The organism is Rhodococcus sp. 15-725-2-2b, assembly GCF_002259075.1.
Taxonomy (GTDB): Bacteria; Actinomycetota; Actinomycetes; order Mycobacteriales; family Mycobacteriaceae; genus Rhodococcoides.
In genome coordinates, this window is record NZ_NPFL01000006.1 from 462,963 (window position 1) to 479,334 (window position 16,372).

Here is a 16,372-nt window from a genome sequence, read left to right on the forward strand (position 1 = left end):
CCTGTCGTCCATGGGCGAGAACCGGGATCGAATGCTGCACGGAGAGCTGTACCGAGACAACGATCCCGACCTGGTGGCGTCTCGGGTGGCGTGCGGGAAGCTGCTCGACCGATTCAACGCAACCGAGGCAGATCAGAACGAAGAACGACGCGAGATTCTCGGCGAGCTGCTCGGATCCATCGGAGCGGATTCGTGGATCATGCCCAGGTTCCAATGCGATTACGGCACATACATTTCCATCGGATCCAACAGTTTCCTCAACTACGACGCAATCCTGTTGGACTGCGCACCGATCACCATCGGTGACGATGTATCGATCGGGCCTCGGGCACAACTACTGACGGCGTTGCACCCCATGGAGGATCACGAGGCGCGCCGAACACGCTGGGAGAGTGCTCTTCCCATCACCATAGGGAACAACGTCTGGCTGGGCGGCGGGGTCATCGTGTGCCCGGGAGTCACGATCGGCGACAACTCGGTGATCGGTGCCGGCAGCGTCGTCACCCGGGATGTGCCGTCGCACACCTTCGCTGCCGGCAACCCCTGTAAGGCAATCCGCGCCCTACCGTGAGATGACCTCGTGCAGGATCTCGTCGGAGTCGCCGATGAGCCTGTCGACCGCCATCCGCGCATCAGCAGGGCAGCAAAATTCGTTTGCACAGATAAAAGACTAACCGGTATGGAGCGGATCGTCACGTGGTACGGATTGACCGCGTCGGTACCATCTGAGCATGAATCGCACGGCAGTGGTGACCGGAGCCTCGTCGGGTATCGGACGCGCGGTTGCGCAGGCGCTCGTCGCCCGGGGATATCGAGTGATCGGCACCTCCCGCAATCCGGCCTCGATGACCGACGCGCAGCGAGCCACCGGTGTCGAGTATCGCGCTCTCGATCTCACCGATGCCGACTCGATCCGCACCTTCGTCGCCGATCTCGGGGACGTCGACGTCCTGGTCAACAACGCCGGTGAGAGTCAGTCCGGGCCCTTCGAGGAGCTACCGACCGATGCCATCGAGCGACTCTTCCAGTTGAACGTCTTCGGCGCAGTGACGCTGTCGCAAGGTGTGATTCCCGGTATGCGCGATCGTGGTTACGGCCGCATCGTGATGGTCGGATCGATGCTGGCCAGCTTCCCGCTTGCCTATCGCTCGTCCTACGCCTCCACGAAAGCCGCCATCAAGGGCTTCTCCGATGCGGCGCGTCTGGAACTCTCGCCCTTCGGTGTGTGGATGACCACCGTCGAGCCGGGCTCGATCAACACCGGAATCAGTGAGCGCCGAACCAAGTACATCGCACCGGATTCGGTCCATCGAGACGACTTCCACACCGCCATCTCGTCGCTGGACCGCAAGGAGGGAACCGGCATCTCCGCCGAGGACGTCGCCGAGGTAGTAGTGAAGGCCATCGAGGCCGACAAGCCGAAACCGTTGTACGCCAGAGGAAGCAATGCACCGGTCGTGTTTCTCGCGCGGCGGCTGCTGCCCGCGACCTTCATGGAGAAGACGATCGCGAAGATGTTCGGACTGAAGAGGTAGTTTGAACCGCTGACCTGCGGGAATACAGCTGGGTGAACTATTTCCCTCTCGACCTACCGTGGTAGAGACACTCGGTCTCGTCCTGGCAGCCACAGGCCTGATCGTCGCCGCACAGGTGATCTCGAAGAAGACGACACTCCCCGCGGCAGCGTTGTTGACGCTCGCCGGCCTGGCCGTCTCTGCGTCGGCGTTGCCCGACATCGTTCTCGACCCCGAGCTCGTTCTGACCCTGGTGATTCCGCCACTGCTCTACAGCGCCGCTCTGAACTCCTCACTGATCGCCATCCGCCGCAACGTGTGGACCATCTTGAGTTTGTCGGTCGCCCTCGTGGTGGCGACGGCTGCCCTCGTCGGCGTCGGTCTGTGGTTGCTCGTTCCGGGGATCACACTGGCCGCTGGTATGGCGCTCGGTGCCGCCGTGGCACCACCGGACCCGGTCGCGGCGCTGGCGGTGGGTCGACGCGCAGGCATCCCACCGAAACTGGTGACCCTGATAGAGGGCGAGGGACTGCTGAACGACGCGACCGCACTGACGATGCTGACCGTGGCGATCGCCGCGATCTCGAGTCAGGACATGACAGCCGCTCATGCCGGGGGATTGTTCGTGCTCGCCGCAGCAGGCGGCATCGTCGTCGGACTGATCGTCGCACTGGCGATTCGGCTGGTACAGCGGTTCGTTCACGATTCGCTGCTGCTCAACATCGTCTCGCTGGCTACACCGTTCCTCGCGTACCTCGCGGCCGAAGAAGTGCATGCGTCCGGGGTGTTGGCCGTCGTCGTCGCAGCATTGGTGATCGGTCACCACACCCGTCACGCCATCTCCGGAGCCAGTCGCCTGCAGACCAGTGCCGTGTGGAGGCTGATCGATCTGCTTCTCGAGGGCTTCGTGTTCTTGTTGATCGGCGAGCAATTGCCCACCGTTGTCGGCGGCCTGTCGGCCTACTCGGGGACGACCATCGCCCTCGCAGTCACGGTGACGCTCGCCGGCGTCCTGTTGCTGCGGCCGCTGTGGCTCCTGACCACCGGGCTGTCCGCCCGCGAGGCGGTGGTGATGAGTTGGGCAGGCACTCGCGGAGTCATCACCGTCGCTGCCGTCTTCACGTTGCCGCTGACCATCGACTCGGGCGAGCCGTTCGAGAGCCGAGATCTGCTGCTGTTCTGTGCATTTCTCGTCGTGCTGGTGACGGTGATCGGTCAGGGATTGACTTTCGCTCCGCTGGTGCGCAGGTTGAACGTCGTGGCCGATCCCGCCGCAGAGGCACGTCTACGCAACGAAGCACGGGAGGGTTCGACGAAAGCCGCTCTGTCACAGTTGGACCGGATTGCGGACGAGGAGAACCTGGACGACGAGGGTCGCGAGATACTGCGCCGCGAGTTGGAGCACCGTATCGACCGCTACCATCGCCGTCTGGATCACCTCGACGAGTCCGAGATCGGCGATGCGGTCATCTCACCCGAGCAAATTGCCGCGATGACCACACGTCGCCGCATACTCGACGTCGAGCGGGAGGAGCTGCTGTGCTGGCGAGACGCCGGCCGGCTGCCGGACAACAGCATGCGGAGTCTCGAGCACGAACTCGATCACGAAGAGCATTCCTTCCGCCCGCATCGAGAGACCGACTAGCCGGCGATCGCCGCGTGCATCTCCCACACGATCACTTCGGCTCCGGTCGCGGTGCTCAGCTTCTGACCGCCGCCTCCGCTGACGCGCACGGCATCACCCTCGGCCAGTGGTCCGACGCCCTCGAGCATCGCTTCACCCTGGGCGACGAAGATGTGCACGAACGGGGCGTCGGGTATCTCGACGGGAGCCTGCCCGGCCTGCAAGCGCGCCACGTGCATGGCGGCGTACTTGTTCTTGATGCGAATGGCTGCGTGGTCGGCGTGGTGTGCCATTCCTGATGCCACGGGAACCAAACCACCACTGAGCAATTCGCCGTCGATCTCGAGCTGCTCGTAGCCGGGGGTGATGCCCTGTTCGTCGGGCACCACCCACATCTGCACGAAGCGAACGGGATCGCCGTGCTTGCCGGAGTACGAGCCGGCGGTCTCCCCGAGTCGCCACGAATCGTTCTTCTCCGAGTGCAGGATTCCCGTGCCTGCGCTCATTCGTTGGGCGAGACCGGGGTAGATGACGCCGGAGTGACCCATCGAGTCCTGGTGCACCAGCGAGCCCTGCAGCACCCAGGTGACGATCTCCATGTCGCGGTGCGGGTGGGTGTCGAAACCCTGGCCGGGAACGACGATGTCGTCGTTGTTCACCATCAACACGCCGTGGTGGGTGTTGCCGCGATCGAAGTGGTTGCCGAAGGAGAAGGAGTGCTTGGAATCGAGCCAGCCGATCTTGGTCTTGAATCGGTCATCGGCTCGCCGGACGTCGAGTGTGGGTGCTGCAGAGGTCATATCGTGTCCCTCGAATTCGTGGAGTGTGGGGTCAGAGGACGTGCGAGCCGTACATCTCGCCGAGTGGATCGGCGATCAGTTCCAGGCGGGCACCGTCGGGGTCGCGGAAGTACAGCGAGACCTCGCTGTGCTCGATCAGTTCGACTCCGGCGTCGATGAGCTTGGTACGCAGGTGCTCCCACCTGGTGGGTTCGACACTGATCGCCACGTGATGAAGGCCGCCGAGCACCTCGGCGTACGGTCCGACGTCGAGTCCGGGAAAGTCGAAGAATGCCAACAGGTTGCTGTTCCCGATATCGAAGAAGAAGTGCGAAGAGCCCGGGTAGTCACGGTTCTCGATGAGCTCGGTGAGCGGGAACTCGAGCAGATCCTGATAGAAGCGGACCGTTGCTTCGACGTCACTGCTGACCAACGCGGTGTGGTGGAGGCCGCGAGCCGACGACGCCGGCCGTTCGCCTGCGGGCTTGAGGTGCTGAGTACGGATACGGTCCCGCTGCTCTTCGTGTTCCTGCGCGCGTCGTGTCTCTTCGGCAGTCATGTCGTCGGTCATCGCTGCACCCTCCGGGTCAAGTAGTTGCTTCGTCAACTACCAAGAACAGTACACCCAGTAGTTGCGTTGTCAACTACTATGGACTCATGGATTCCCCACGGTGGCTCAGCCAGGACGAACAGCTGGCCTGGCGCGCATACCTCGACGCCACTCGGCTGCTGCTTCGCGATCTCGACAATCAGCTCACGCGCGACTCCGGGATCTCGTTCACCGACTTCGAGCTGCTCGTGGTCCTTTCCGAAGCACCCGATCGCCGACGCCGCATGAGCGAACTCGCCGACGCCGTCACCACCACTCGCAGCGGCGTAACCAGGGCAATCAGCCGACTCGTCGACTGCGGTTGGGTCCGGCGCGTCAAATGCGACGACGACAAGCGAGGCATGTCCGCCGAACTCACCGAAGCCGGACTGAACACCCTCGCCGCAGCCAGTCCAGGGCACGTCGAGGCGGTGCGGAAGAACATGTTCGACCTCGTGGATCCGGACGATCTTGCGGCACTGACCCGGACTTTCTCGGCCATGCGGAACCACGCGTCGTGATCAGCCACCTTCCCGGGGAGCAGCGCCATCACTGGTGGAACGAGTGGCTCGATTCCAAACAGTCCTTCCCCGCGACCGGCAACTACGACCTGGCGGCCAACGCGCACGGGTTGCTGATGGTGCACAACGAGGACACCGTCTTTCCCGGCGAGGGATTCGACTCGCACGAGCACCGGGACATGGAGATCCTCACCTGGGTGCTCGAGGGCACCCTCGAACACACGGACTCCGAGGGCAACAGCGGGCTGATCCGCCCCGGACTGATTCAACGCATGAGCGCAGGCACCGGCATCCGCCACACCGAACGCAACGCATCGAGTCTGACCAGCCGCGACAAGCTACGCGTCGTGCAGATGTGGATTCCACCGGATGCCGACGGACGGGTGCCGTCGTACGACGAGCTGGACGTGCGGGACGAGTTGGCATCCGGCGAGCTCGTCTGCGTCGCATCGGGAATGCCGGGCAGGACAGGAGTACGCATCGGCAATCGCTTTGTGTCGCTTCATGTTGCGCGGCTCGCGCCGGGACAGTCGATCACCGTTCCCGACGCACCGTTCGGTCACGTCTTCGTCGCCGACGGTTCAGTGGTGTTCGAGGACATCGGCGATCTCGACCAGGGTGACGCGGTGCGGCTGACCGGTACCGGCGGACACCGTGTGACAGCATCGACGTCGAGCGAGATCATGATCTGGGAAATGCACGCCGAGTTCGCCTGAGGGAGTGTCGTCCATGCCGACCGTCATCACCGACGATGCCGTCACCCTGAACTATCTGGACGAGGGCAGGGGCCAGGCCGTGGTGCTCATCGCCGGCTTCTGCGCGCCCGCGACCACCTGGATGCTGCAGCAGAAGACATTGGTGGCGAACGGATACCGCGTTCTGGCGCTCGATCGACGAGGGCACGGTGCCTCGGAGGCACCGACACACGGCGCGACCATGGAGCGGCACGGACGCGATGTGGCGAACTTCCTGTCGGCGGTGGGCCTCGACGAAGCCGTTCTGATCGGCGGCTCGATGGGAGCGAGCACCATCTGGTCGTACGTGTCGCAGTTCGGCACCGAACGCGTTCGCGCCATCGTGTCGGTGGATCAGACACCGAGAATGGTCAACAGCGCGGGCTGGGCCAACGGGTTCTACGGACTCACCGAGGACAATCGAACGACGTTCTTCGACAACGGAATACCCGATACCGGTCACGGGCGGCCCCAGTGGAAATCCGTACCGTCGCTGCTGAGGCTTGTGCTCGCATTACGTGCGATTCCGAAATTGGCGTCCCCCGACACCCCACCGATGAGGGCTCTGCTCGCAGATCATGCTGCGCAGGATTGGCGCGCAACCATTGCCGGTATCGACAAGCCGTACCTGATGGTCGCCGCGCGTGACAGTCAGTTCTGGCCTGCTGCACATGCTTTCGAGTCGGTAGACCTGAACCCGCTCGGTCGATCGGTCGTCTTGGAGAGCTGCGGTCACGCCGCGAACATGGACCGGCCCAGTGAGTTCAACGCGGCGATGCTGGAGTTCCTCGACTCGATCGCGTGACGTCAAGACCGGTGCCCGCCCAACGCCTCAGCACACGCAACGAGATTGCGATGCAGCACTTTTCGCTCGCCCATCGACAGTGACGCAATCATGGCCTGCTCCACGGCGGCGACCGCCGCCGACGCTTGCCGCAAGCGCTCTCGGCCCGTAGCGGTCACGTACAGGCGTTGGTCACGACCGGCGCCCTCGATCTCCACCAAACCGTCTCGCGTGAGCCCGGCCAGCAGCTGATGCGTTGCCTGCCTGCTGACGAACACCGCGCGAGCGAGTTCGGCGTTGGACAGGCCCGGTGTGTGCGCGAGGTGTTCGAGGCTCGAGTACTGCGAGACCGTGATGTCGAGTTCGCTCAGAGCATCGTCCATCGCCGAACGCAGGGCGGACGTGGCTCGCTTGAGGGCCAGACCGATGGAGGAATCGACGTCCACTTGACTCATGTCAATATCTTGACATACATTTCCCTCGTCAAGAACTTGACGACCACCCGAAAGGACCCATCATGACCGTTGCAGCTGTTTCCGGACCGAGCTTCCTCTCACTCCAAGTACGCGACCTCGCCGTCAGCGCGGATTTCTACGAATCGCGTCTGGGTCTCGTCCGCGCGCCTCAGGCACCACCCGGCGCAGTGGTATTCACCACGTCACCGATTCCGTTCGCAGTCCGAAACCCAGCTCCCGGAACAGATCTCGACAGTGGTCAGCCGGGACTCGGAGTTGCGCTGTGGCTCGTGTGCAACGACGCCGAGGCGCTGCACGAGTCACTGATCGCGGCCGACGTGCCCATCCTGACCGCACCCTTCGACGGCCCCTTCGGTAAGACCTTCGTCCTGCAAGACCCGGACGGGTATGCCGTCACCGTGCACAGCAGCTAATTCCGAAAGAACTATTGCGAAATATTTCTTTCGGGTTATGGTTGTCGCATGACCCCACCGCCGCCCGACAGGACGCCCCGGAAGCTGACGGACATGTCCGAGCTGAAGGCGCTGACGCATCCCATTCGGCTCCGCCTGCTCTATGCACTCCGCGCCAACAAGTCGATGACGGCGACCCAGCTCGGCGATCTGGTGGACGAGTCACCCGCCTCGGTGAGCTATCACCTGCGCAAACTCGCCGAGCACGGGTTCGTCAAGGAGGTCGAGAACGGATCCGACAAACGTCAGCGCTGGTGGTCGGAGGCCAACGAGGGAGGGTTCAGCTGGTCCGAGAACGACTTCTCGGACTCACCCGAATCGCTGTCGGTCGCCAAGGCATCCATGGATTCCTGGGTGGCGCACCAGTGGTCGCGTCTGCACGACTTCGGGCGAACTTCGGAGTCCTGGGGGCCGGAATGGGTGGCGGCGGCGTTCAGTTCCGACGACGTCCTGCGACTCACCGCCGACGAGACGAAGACCATGGGGACGGAAATGCGCGCCGTCATCGACAAGTGGCGTCGACACGGCGAGCAATCACCATCGGCGGAGCGCGAACACGTCATGGTGCTGATGCACGGATTCCCCACCACACCATAGGAGTTGGCATGTATCCGTTCGATCCGCACACATACCTCTTCATCGCCGATCAGGATCGCGATCGGAATCTGCTTCTGGCCGAGCGCCGCAGACTCGCTGCTGCGCAGAAGCGCCTCCGCCGAGACGAACTCCGCGTTCAGAGGGCATGGGACGAGTTGACGGCATCCCTCGCCGATGTCTCCGCGTCCGAGCGACGGGTTCTCGAACTGGCTCGACGCTGATCAGAGCAAGATTTTGTGCAGCCCCACCTTTGAGGAATGAACGACGGCGAAAGTCGCCGGTACAGCCACTACTTCGCAGCAGCTCGCTTGGCGAGCGCCTTCGAGATTCCCAGCTGCGCAACCACGATGATGCAACCGACGATGGCACCGATGATCGCCGATGCGAGTGTGTTGACGATCCACGCCAGCACTCCGCCGATGCCGGCGACTCCTCGCACCGCTTCTTCGCCGTGGTGGACGAGTTCGTAGATGGGATGGAAGCCGAGCTCGTCGATACCCACGAGCAGGATGTGCCCGCCGACCCACAGCATCGCTGCGGTGCCGACGACCGAGAGCACCGACATGACCTTGGGCATGCCCTTGACCAGGCCTCGGCCGAACTTCTCGACGAACCCTGTGGAGCCGTCGGCCAATTTCAGTCCGATGTCGTCCATCTTCACGATCAGTGCGACGACGCCGTAGACGACGATCGTGATGACCACGGCGACGACCGCCAGGATGATCAGCCGACTCCAGAAGCCTTCTGCAGCAATGGTGTCCAGCGCGATGACCATGATCTCGGCCGACAGGATGAGATCGGTACGCACCGCTCCGGAGACGACGGCGTCCTCGTCACGCGGCTCGTCCTCGGCGGCCGCGTGATCATCGCCGTGGCCGAAGAGTGCGCCCCATATCTTGTGCGCCGCCTCGTAGCTGAGGTAGCAGCCGCCGAGCATCAGTATGGGCGTGAGCAACCACGGCACGAACTGGCTGAGCAGCAAGGCGATCGGCAGAATGATCAGCAACTTGTTGCGCAGCGAGCCCACGGCAATGCGCTTGATGATGGGCAGTTCACGTTCGGCCGCGAGACCGCGAACGTACTGAGGCGTCACGGCGGCGTCGTCGATCACGACCCCGGCCGCCTTGGCCGTCGCTTTGCCGGTAGCTGCTCCGACGTCGTCGATGGACGCTGCAGCCAGGCGAGCCAGCGCTGCCACGTCGTCGAGCAGGGCTACGAGTCCGCCGGCCATCACAAACCTCCGCGTCGATACGAGAACACCACATGGCTCCTCATGATGCGAGCCCTTGGAACCCTACCGCCCGCGGATGGTCCGTGATCGCCGTCCGGCCTTTCCCTCTGCTACGCGATCTTCCTCTCCTGCTCGTCGTCGAGAACTTTCGCGGGCGGCAGTCCGATGCTCGGGTCGTGTCCACGGAAGTTCTTCAGCCACCAACTCCAGTCCTCGGGGACCAGCGAGAACGGATCCCCGTGGCCGAGCTCACGCGCGGCCCAGACCGGCCAGTGCGGATTGGCCAGTGCCGGACGTCCGAGCAGCACGACATCGATCTTGCCTTCGCGGATGACGGCGTCCGCGTTCTCCGGTACGCCCAGATTCCAGCTGCAGGTCACCGGGATATCCAGCTCACGCTTGACGCGGGCGGCGCGCTCGACCATGAAGCCCATGTCCCCGAACGGAGGGTCGACCATGTCGTCGGTGTTGAAACCGAGGCTGACATCGGCCATGTCCAGGCCATGCTCCTTCATCCATCCGATGGCGATCATGGATTCGTCGAACTGCACACCGTCCGGGTGGTGATCGTCCGAGCCCAATCGCATGGTGAGGGGGTACTTCTCGGGCCACACCTCACGCACCGCGTCGAGCGCCTCCAGGTGGAACCGCGCCCGGTTCTCCAGGCTGCCGCCGTACTGATCGGTGCGCTGGTTGGCCAACGGGGAGAAGAAGCTCGCACCGAGATAACCGTGGGCATAGTGCATTTCGAGCCATTCGTACCCGGCTTCGGCGGCCCGAACAGCTGCATCGGCGTAGCTCTGGTGGATGGCCTTGATCTCGGGCACGGTGAGTTCGTGGACGGGGAACGAGTGGTCACCGCCGTAGGGAATCGCCGATGGCGCCACACATTCCCAGCCGTCGGGATGGTCGGCCGGAAGCTGATGTCCGCCCTGCCACGGTGGGACTTCGCTGCCCTTGCGTCCGGTGTGCCCCAGCTGAATGGCCGGGACCGATCCCATCTCCTTGATCATCGACGTCACGCGTGCGTGTCCCTCGATCTGGTCGTCGTCGTAGATCCCCGCACAGCCAGGAGTCGTACGACCGTCCGGCGTGATCGCAACCTGTTCCGGGAACACCATCCCGAAACCTCCTGCCGCACGCGCACCGAGATACATCAGGTGAAAGTCGTTCATCTTGCCGTCGACGGCGCGGTACATCGTCATCGGCGACATGGCGATTCGATTTCGAAGCGTCACACTCTTGAGGGTGAACGGGCTGAAGAGATCCGGCATGACAGTGGTCCTTTCCTGAGTGATACCACCTCACCACCTGGCACGTTTCGATCGACTACACCGATGCTGCACGTCGGTGACAGTCTTCTCACCGTCCCGATCATCCGAGTGTGAGGGCCCGATGTATGGTTTCCTATACGTATAGCGAGCTATACCTACGATCGGAGCACCCACATGACACTCAGATGGCTGTCGGTCGGCGCAGTCGGCCTTGCCGCCGCCTCGGCAACGGCGTTGCTGGCCTGGCTGGTCTCACCGGTCGCACCGGGGATCGCAGCGGTGGTGTTCGGGTTCACCGCTCTTCCGTTCGGTGCCATGCTGGGCTGGGTGCTCTTCGTTGCCCCGACGACAACCGAGCCGGCGTATGCATCGGGCGAAAGCATCGAATCTCATTGGACGTCGGCCGCATCGAGTGGGATGGCCACCGACCTGGTGTGCACTCTGGGCCTGACGCTGACCGTTGTCTCGATCGCACGAGCCGAACCACCGGCCACCCTCTTGCTGATCGGTCTGCTTCTCGCCGCGTTCGCATCGTTCACCGCGCGGTACACCTACGCGCGACATCGCGCACTGTCCGAGTGAAGAACAGTGTTCGACGGCGTCGCACCGAGCAGGGTTGGTCTCAGCACGAACTGGCCGAGCGCATCGACGTCACCCGACTGACGATCATCTCGATCGAGAAGGAGCGATTCGACCCGAGCCTGCCTGTCGCCTTTCGCCTCGCCGCGGCGTTCGATTGCTCGATCGAGGAACTGTTCGAGCCGGATCAGAGCTGATAGCTACTGCCGATAGGAGCTCATGAAATTGCCCAGGCGGTCGAGTGCCGTCGCGAGATCGTCGACGTTGGGCAACGTGACGAGTCGGAAGTGATCGGGCACATCCCAATTGAAGGCACGGCCGTGACTGACCAGAATTTTCTCGGACTCGAGCAGGTCGAGCACGAACTTCTCGTCGTCGACGATCCCGAACCGTTCGGTGTCGAGTTTGGGGAACATGTACAGCGCCCCCGCTGCCTGGACGCAGCTGATTCCGTCGATCGAGTTGAGCATGCGATGCGCCAGGTCACGCTGCGCGGTCAACCTGCCCGCCGGGAGCAGCAGATCCTCGATCGACTGCCTGCCGCCGAGCGCGGTCTGTATCGCATGTTGCGCCGGCACATTCGCGCACATGCGCATGTTGGACAGCAGTGTGATGCCCTCGATGAAGCTCGCCGCGCGTCGGCGCGGGCCGGTGATCGCCAGCCATCCCGCCCTGAATCCGCACACCCGGTACGCCTTCGATAGACCCGAATAGGTAAGGCACAGAACATCTTTCCCGGTCAGGGTGGCGAGGTTGGTCATCACCGCCCCGTCGTACACGATCTTCTCGTAGATCTCGTCGGCGAGCAGAACCAGATCGTGCTCCCGTGCCAGGTCGACGAATCGCTGCAGTACCTCTCGTGAGTACACCGCTCCGGTGGGATTGTTCGGGTTGATCACCACGATCGCGCGGGTGCGGGGCGTGATCTTGGCTTCGAGGTCATCGAAGTCCGGGGCCCAATCCTGGTTTTCGTCGGACAGATAATGGACGGGCACACCACCGGCCAGGGCCACCGAGCCGGTCCACAGCGGGTAGTCGGGCGACGGGATCAGGATTTCGTCTTCCGGGTTGCACAGCGCCTGCATCGTCATGGTGATCAGTTCCGAGACCCCGTTTCCGAGGTAGATGTCGCCGACGTCGAGATCGGTCAGGCCTTTGGTCTGGTAGTACTGGACCACTGCCGTGCGGGCGGAGAACAGGCCCCGGGAATCCGAATAGCCCTGTGCGGTGGGAAGGTTGCGGATCATCGCCATCATGATCTCGTCCGGTGCCTCGAAACCGAACGGGGCAGGATTGCCGACGTTGAGTCGCAGGATGGCGTGCCCTTGCTCCTCGAGTTCCTCGGTCTTGTCCAGAATGCGTCCACGGATGTCGTAGCGCACGTTCTCGAGCTTGCGCGCCTGGTCGATCGATCTCGTCATTTCGAAAACTCCTCCTGCCGAACGGTCGGCGACATCCGGGTCCGGACCGCCACTGTTGCACACACGATGACCGCCGCTCCACCCACGAGCACCGGCCACGTCAAGCCCTCGCGCAGGATGACCGCGGCCCAGCAGATGGTCAGCACAGGTTGGATCAACTGGACCTGGCTGACGCTGGACATCGGGCCGATCGCCAGTCCCCGATACCAGGCGAAGAACCCGAGGTACATGCTCACCACCGCCAGGTAGCCGAAGGCGGCCCACTCGGTTGCCCCCGCTGTCGACGGTTGCTGCCACCACGCGAGAGCAGTCAACGCTCCGGTGACCGGCACGGACACCACCAACGCCCACGACACCGTCTGCCACGCACCGAGTTCTCGCGACAGCAGCCCGCCTTCGGCATATCCCACCGCTGCGGCGACGACCGCTCCGAGCAGCAACAGATCCGACCACTGCAATCCGGTCAGCTGTCCGCCTTGCAGCGCAGCGAAGCCGACCGCGACGGCGGCCCCCACGCCTGCGACCACCCAGAACATCGGCCGCACCGGTTGCCGTTCGCGGACAACTGCAATAGCGGCGGTGGCCGCAGGCAGCAACGCGATGACCACGGCACTGTGTCCCGCCGATGCGGTGGTGAGGGCGTACGACGTCAGTACCGGGAAGCCAACGACGACACCGCCCGCGATCACTGCGAGCCGAATCCATTGCCGTCCCTGCGGGAGCCGTTGTCCTGTAGCGGCGAGCGCTATCGCGGCCAGCGCGGCTGCGACCACAGCACGTCCGCAGCCCACGAAGAGCGGGGACAGGCCTCCGGTGACCGCGACGCGGGTCAGCGGGACCGTGAACGAGAACGCCGTAACGCCCGCCAGGCCCCAGAGCAATCCGGCGCGCGATAGCAGGCCCGTCCCAGAACGAGTAGCGCTACTATGCTGTGTCATGTCCGACGATAGCAGTTCCCGGATCGTCTCTGCACTGAGAACCTGGATTGCGACTGCCCCTCCCGAAGCCAGGCTGCCGTCCACCCGCGCCCTGGTCGCCGAGCATTCGGCCAGCCCGGTCACGGTACAGAAGGCCCTGCGCACGCTCATCGCGCAAGGCGTCATCGAGAGCCGGCCTGGCGTCGGCACATTCGTCAGGACGGTGCGCACGGCCCGCCCCAACGACTACGGGTGGCAGACGGCGGCGCTGGGAGCGCCGGACAATCGACTACAACTTCCGGCGGCTCTGCAGTCGACGTCGACCGATGTGATCGCGTTGCATTCGGGCTACCCGGCCCGGGAGTTGTTGCCGGAAAGGCTTGTTCACGCCGCCTTCACGCGTGCGTCACGGACCGACTCGGTGATCGCCCGACCCCCCACCGCGGGTCTGCCGGAACTGCGGGCGTGGTTCGCGGCCGAGTTGGGGGCGTCGACACCGTTGGGCGTCACGCCACCGTCGGCCAGTGACGTCGTCATCATTCCCGGCAGCCAGACCGGACTCAGCACAGCGTTTCGAGCACTCGTCGGTGCCGGGCGTCCACTGCTCATGGAGTCCCCGACGTACTGGGGTGCGATCCTTGCTGCCACGCAGGCCGGCGTCCGTGTGGTACCGATACCCAGCGGCGTCGACGGGCCCGACCCCGACGCGCTCGCACGAGCGTTCGCGCACACCGGCGCTCGGGCGTTCTACGCGCAACCCACCTTCGCCAGTCCCACCGGGGCCCAGTGGTCGCCCACGTTGTCCGAGCGGGTCCTCGACACTGTTCGACGCCACGGCGCATTCCTGATCGAGGACGACTCGGCCCACGATTTCGGTATCAGCTCCGAGCCGAATCCGCTGGCCGCACGGGACGACGGCGGGCATGTCGTCTACCTTCGCTCACTCACCAAGACGGTCTCGCCCTCGGTTCGCCTGGCCGGCCTGATCGCCCGTGGGCCCGCCCACGAGCGCATCCTCGCCGACACCGGCGCCGAATCGATGTACGTCAGCGGGATTCTGCAAGCCGTCGCCTTGGACGTCGTCACGCAACCCGCCTGGCGAACTCACCTGCGGAGGTTGCGCACTCAGTTGGCATTGCGCCGAGACTTGTTGGCCAACAGCCTCATCGAGTTCGCACCGCGTGGGCACCTCGACGCGGTGCCCCGAGGTGGGCTCAATCTCTGGATGCGCCTGCGCGACGACTCGGACCTGGAACGCATTGTGCAGGAATGCAAGGCAGCGGGTGTCATCGTCGGCGCGGGCGACGATTACTTTCCCGCCGAACCCACCGGCAAGTACCTACGGCTCAACTATGCAGGCCCCAACCCCGGCGAGTTCGCCGACGCGGCGCGCACGATCGGATCGATCATCTGAGACCGTTCAGTCGATCGAATGACAGCAACCTTTGGGGCACAGCATCTTCGGCCCCGCACGATCATCCGAACAAGGGATACTCGACGCGCGATCACTGTGTCACCATCGCTGAGACGGACAGCCCGTCAATACTTTCGGTGGAGGAAATGTGGCGCGCACGAGTGGAATTCGCAGGAACCTGGTTCGTCGTTCGATGGCAGTCGCCCTGGCAACCGGGGCATGTGCCCTGGCCGTCCCAGCGGCAGCGGTCCCCCAACCCGAACTCGGCCCCATAGTCGACAGTGGCAGCGCGATCGTCGACAGCGGAAGCGCAATCCTCGACGGTGGCAACATCATCGACAACGGTGCCCGCATCCTCGGCAGCGGAAGTGCCATCGCCGGAGGCATTCTCGGCATCGACACCGGTTCGGCCAACGGAGGCATCGCTACGCAGCAGTGCAATGCCTCCACGATGTCGGGTGAGGAGGGCGTGACGGAGACCCTGCACGAGCTGGGCCGAACCGGACCGACCTCGTTCGTGCTCAGCTACGACACCGTCGATGTTCCCGATCAGATCGAGGTCTTCTACCAGGGCGCACTGATCCACAACACCGGCTATGTCGGCGGCAGCACCGGAGTCGGCTCGGTGGTGGTGTCGGTTCCGCCCGGCACCGCGTCCGCTGTGCTGGTCCGCGTCACCGGACCGGTCGGCACAGTCTGGACCTACACCGTGAGCTGCCCGGCCTGACGGGCTGTTCCCGCCCGGCCCCACCAGCTATGTTGATCCCGTGCAGAAGGTCAGGAACGACTACGCCGCGTGGATCGACCTGGGCCGGGTGGCCTCCCCGCCAACGTCGGTGGCTGGCTGATCACCACTGCCCTCAAACCACTCGCCCGACGCGACACGACGACCGTCGACGGTGCCGGGAGCCCAGGACTGCACTGGCACCTCGATCACCGACCCGGACCTCGTCCGACGATCGCGCCCTACCCGATACCGCACCGGCAACTCACCCACCGTGGCAGCATTGAGCTCATCGAGCGGCTCACGGCAACGGTGGTCGCCGAAGCCCGATCCGGCGGGCCGTTTCACCTCGAGCGCAGTCGATTCGAGCGCAGAGGCGACGCGCTGTACGTCACGGACATCGGTGCCGCTGCGCCCTGGATCTCACGAACGAAGGGTGAAGTTCTGCACGTGCACGACAGTGAGGGCTCGCTGCACGTGGTGATGCAGCCGGACGATGCGCAGACCGTGATCTCCGCGGGTTGGGGTGAACTGCACCCCTTGGCCGGACGCCCGGTTCTCGGACTACCCGAGACCTACGTCTTCGTCTACGCACCCAGAGACGCCGACGACGCAGACCGAATCGAGCAGATCATCTCGCGCGCGACGGCGACTGCAACGACCTGAGCCGAGGACGATGCGGATCTGTTGCTCGACCGGCCACGTACGAAATCGGGTGAACGATCCTGCCGACCGTGTGACG

General features: G+C 64.1%; 21 protein-coding genes. 14 read left to right on the forward strand and 7 right to left on the reverse strand.

The window, feature by feature from the left end; genetic code table 11:
* The first annotated feature begins 10 nt into the window (after positions 1-10).
* The 3 genes from CH306_RS07950 (at position 11) to CH306_RS07960 (ending at position 3,159) form a co-directional block, all read left to right on the forward strand.
* The gene (locus CH306_RS07950; RefSeq protein WP_094646202.1) at positions 11-571 is read left to right on the forward strand and encodes a sugar O-acetyltransferase; all 561 of its coding nucleotides are present in this window, start codon (positions 11-13) and stop codon (positions 569-571) included.
* Between the two features lie 160 nt (positions 572-731).
* Positions 732-1,535: an SDR family oxidoreductase gene (locus tag CH306_RS07955; RefSeq protein ID WP_045197635.1), complete on the forward strand. Its 804-nt coding sequence runs from the start codon at positions 732-734 to the stop codon at positions 1,533-1,535.
* Positions 1,536-1,593: 58 nt separating this feature from the next.
* Positions 1,594-3,159 (forward strand): Na+/H+ antiporter, encoded by a 1,566-nt coding sequence (locus CH306_RS07960; RefSeq protein WP_094646203.1) that lies wholly within the window; start codon positions 1,594-1,596, stop codon positions 3,157-3,159.
* Here CH306_RS07960 and CH306_RS07965 read toward each other — a convergent pair.
* Together CH306_RS07965 and CH306_RS07970 are read right to left on the reverse strand one after the other, a co-directional pair.
* The gene (locus tag CH306_RS07965; protein WP_094646204.1) at positions 3,156-3,938 is read right to left on the reverse strand and encodes a pirin family protein; all 783 of its coding nucleotides are present in this window, start codon (positions 3,936-3,938) and stop codon (positions 3,156-3,158) included. The genes CH306_RS07960 and CH306_RS07965 overlap by 4 nt on opposite strands.
* 31 nt (positions 3,939-3,969) lie before the next feature.
* A complete protein-coding gene (locus tag CH306_RS07970; protein WP_371828385.1) occupies positions 3,970-4,476 on the reverse strand; it encodes a VOC family protein in 507 nt (168 codons plus the stop codon).
* A gap of 98 nt (positions 4,477-4,574) precedes the next feature.
* Here CH306_RS07970 and CH306_RS07975 point away from each other — a divergent pair, with 98 nt between their 5' ends.
* From CH306_RS07975 to CH306_RS07985, 3 genes are read left to right on the forward strand one after another with little or no spacing between them, the layout of a single operon-like run.
* Positions 4,575-5,027, forward strand: coding sequence for a MarR family winged helix-turn-helix transcriptional regulator (locus CH306_RS07975; RefSeq protein ID WP_094646205.1), 453 nt, complete (start codon positions 4,575-4,577; stop codon positions 5,025-5,027).
* The gene (locus CH306_RS07980) at positions 5,024-5,743 is read left to right on the forward strand and encodes a pirin family protein (protein WP_094646206.1); all 720 of its coding nucleotides are present in this window, start codon (positions 5,024-5,026) and stop codon (positions 5,741-5,743) included. The genes CH306_RS07975 and CH306_RS07980 overlap by 4 nt, the downstream gene beginning before the upstream one ends.
* 13 nt (positions 5,744-5,756) lie before the next feature.
* Complete coding sequence (locus CH306_RS07985) at positions 5,757-6,566, forward strand: alpha/beta fold hydrolase (RefSeq protein ID WP_094646433.1); 810 nt, start codon at positions 5,757-5,759, stop codon at positions 6,564-6,566.
* Positions 6,567-6,568: 2 nt separating this feature from the next.
* Here CH306_RS07985 and CH306_RS07990 read toward each other — a convergent pair whose 3' ends face one another.
* Positions 6,569-7,000, reverse strand: coding sequence for a MarR family winged helix-turn-helix transcriptional regulator (locus CH306_RS07990; protein WP_094646207.1), 432 nt, complete (start codon positions 6,998-7,000; stop codon positions 6,569-6,571).
* Between the two features lie 62 nt (positions 7,001-7,062).
* Here CH306_RS07990 and CH306_RS07995 point away from each other — a divergent pair, with 62 nt between their 5' ends.
* The 3 genes from CH306_RS07995 to CH306_RS08005 are packed head-to-tail and all read left to right on the forward strand — an operon-like array spanning position 7,063 to position 8,291.
* On the forward strand, positions 7,063-7,434 hold the full coding sequence (locus CH306_RS07995) for a VOC family protein (protein WP_094646208.1): 372 nt from the start codon (positions 7,063-7,065) through the stop codon (positions 7,432-7,434).
* Positions 7,435-7,482: 48 nt separating this feature from the next.
* Positions 7,483-8,070 carry a winged helix-turn-helix domain-containing protein gene (locus tag CH306_RS08000; protein ID WP_256981092.1) on the forward strand — a complete coding sequence of 196 codons (588 nt, stop codon included), beginning with the start codon at positions 7,483-7,485 and terminating at the stop codon, positions 8,068-8,070.
* Between the two features lie 8 nt (positions 8,071-8,078).
* A complete protein-coding gene (locus CH306_RS08005) occupies positions 8,079-8,291 on the forward strand; it encodes a hypothetical protein (protein ID WP_032396900.1) in 213 nt (70 codons plus the stop codon).
* Between the two features lie 68 nt (positions 8,292-8,359).
* Here CH306_RS08005 and CH306_RS08010 read toward each other — a convergent pair whose 3' ends face one another.
* Positions 8,360-9,301, reverse strand: coding sequence for a DUF808 domain-containing protein (locus tag CH306_RS08010; RefSeq protein WP_045197652.1), 942 nt, complete (start codon positions 9,299-9,301; stop codon positions 8,360-8,362).
* A 110-nt stretch (positions 9,302-9,411) separates the two neighbouring features.
* The gene (locus CH306_RS08015) at positions 9,412-10,575 is read right to left on the reverse strand and encodes an NADH:flavin oxidoreductase/NADH oxidase (RefSeq protein ID WP_032396902.1); all 1,164 of its coding nucleotides are present in this window, start codon (positions 10,573-10,575) and stop codon (positions 9,412-9,414) included.
* 174 nt (positions 10,576-10,749) lie between these two features.
* Between CH306_RS08015 and CH306_RS08020 the strand changes: the two genes are divergently transcribed.
* Both CH306_RS08020 and CH306_RS08025 read left to right on the forward strand, forming a co-directional pair.
* Entirely contained in the window at positions 10,750-11,157 is a 408-nt protein-coding gene (locus CH306_RS08020; protein WP_032396903.1) for a hypothetical protein, read from the forward strand.
* Entirely contained in the window at positions 11,154-11,351 is a 198-nt protein-coding gene (locus CH306_RS08025; protein ID WP_032396904.1) for a helix-turn-helix transcriptional regulator, read from the forward strand. The genes CH306_RS08020 and CH306_RS08025 overlap by 4 nt, the downstream gene beginning before the upstream one ends.
* A gap of 3 nt (positions 11,352-11,354) precedes the next feature.
* Here CH306_RS08025 and CH306_RS08030 read toward each other — a convergent pair whose 3' ends face one another.
* Positions 11,355-12,575, reverse strand: a complete 1,221-nt coding sequence (locus CH306_RS08030) for a pyridoxal phosphate-dependent aminotransferase (protein ID WP_094629071.1) — start codon at positions 12,573-12,575, stop codon at positions 11,355-11,357.
* Positions 12,572-13,513 (reverse strand): DMT family transporter, encoded by a 942-nt coding sequence (locus tag CH306_RS08035; protein WP_094646210.1) that lies wholly within the window; start codon positions 13,511-13,513, stop codon positions 12,572-12,574. Before CH306_RS08035 ends, CH306_RS08030 begins: the two co-directional genes overlap by 4 nt.
* Here CH306_RS08035 and CH306_RS08040 point away from each other — a divergent pair.
* The 3 genes from CH306_RS08040 to CH306_RS08050 all read left to right on the forward strand — a co-directional run bounded on the left by CH306_RS08040 (position 13,512) and on the right by CH306_RS08050 (position 16,296).
* Complete coding sequence (locus CH306_RS08040; RefSeq protein WP_094646211.1) at positions 13,512-14,906, forward strand: aminotransferase-like domain-containing protein; 1,395 nt, start codon at positions 13,512-13,514, stop codon at positions 14,904-14,906. The two genes, CH306_RS08035 and CH306_RS08040, sit on opposite strands and share 2 nt — an antisense overlap.
* Positions 14,907-15,099: 193 nt before the next feature.
* Positions 15,100-15,633 (forward strand): hypothetical protein, encoded by a 534-nt coding sequence (locus tag CH306_RS08045; RefSeq protein ID WP_094646212.1) that lies wholly within the window; start codon positions 15,100-15,102, stop codon positions 15,631-15,633.
* A gap of 69 nt (positions 15,634-15,702) precedes the next feature.
* Positions 15,703-16,296, forward strand: a complete 594-nt coding sequence (locus CH306_RS08050; protein ID WP_094646213.1) for a luciferase domain-containing protein — start codon at positions 15,703-15,705, stop codon at positions 16,294-16,296.
* Positions 16,297-16,372: the final 76 nt, after the last annotated feature.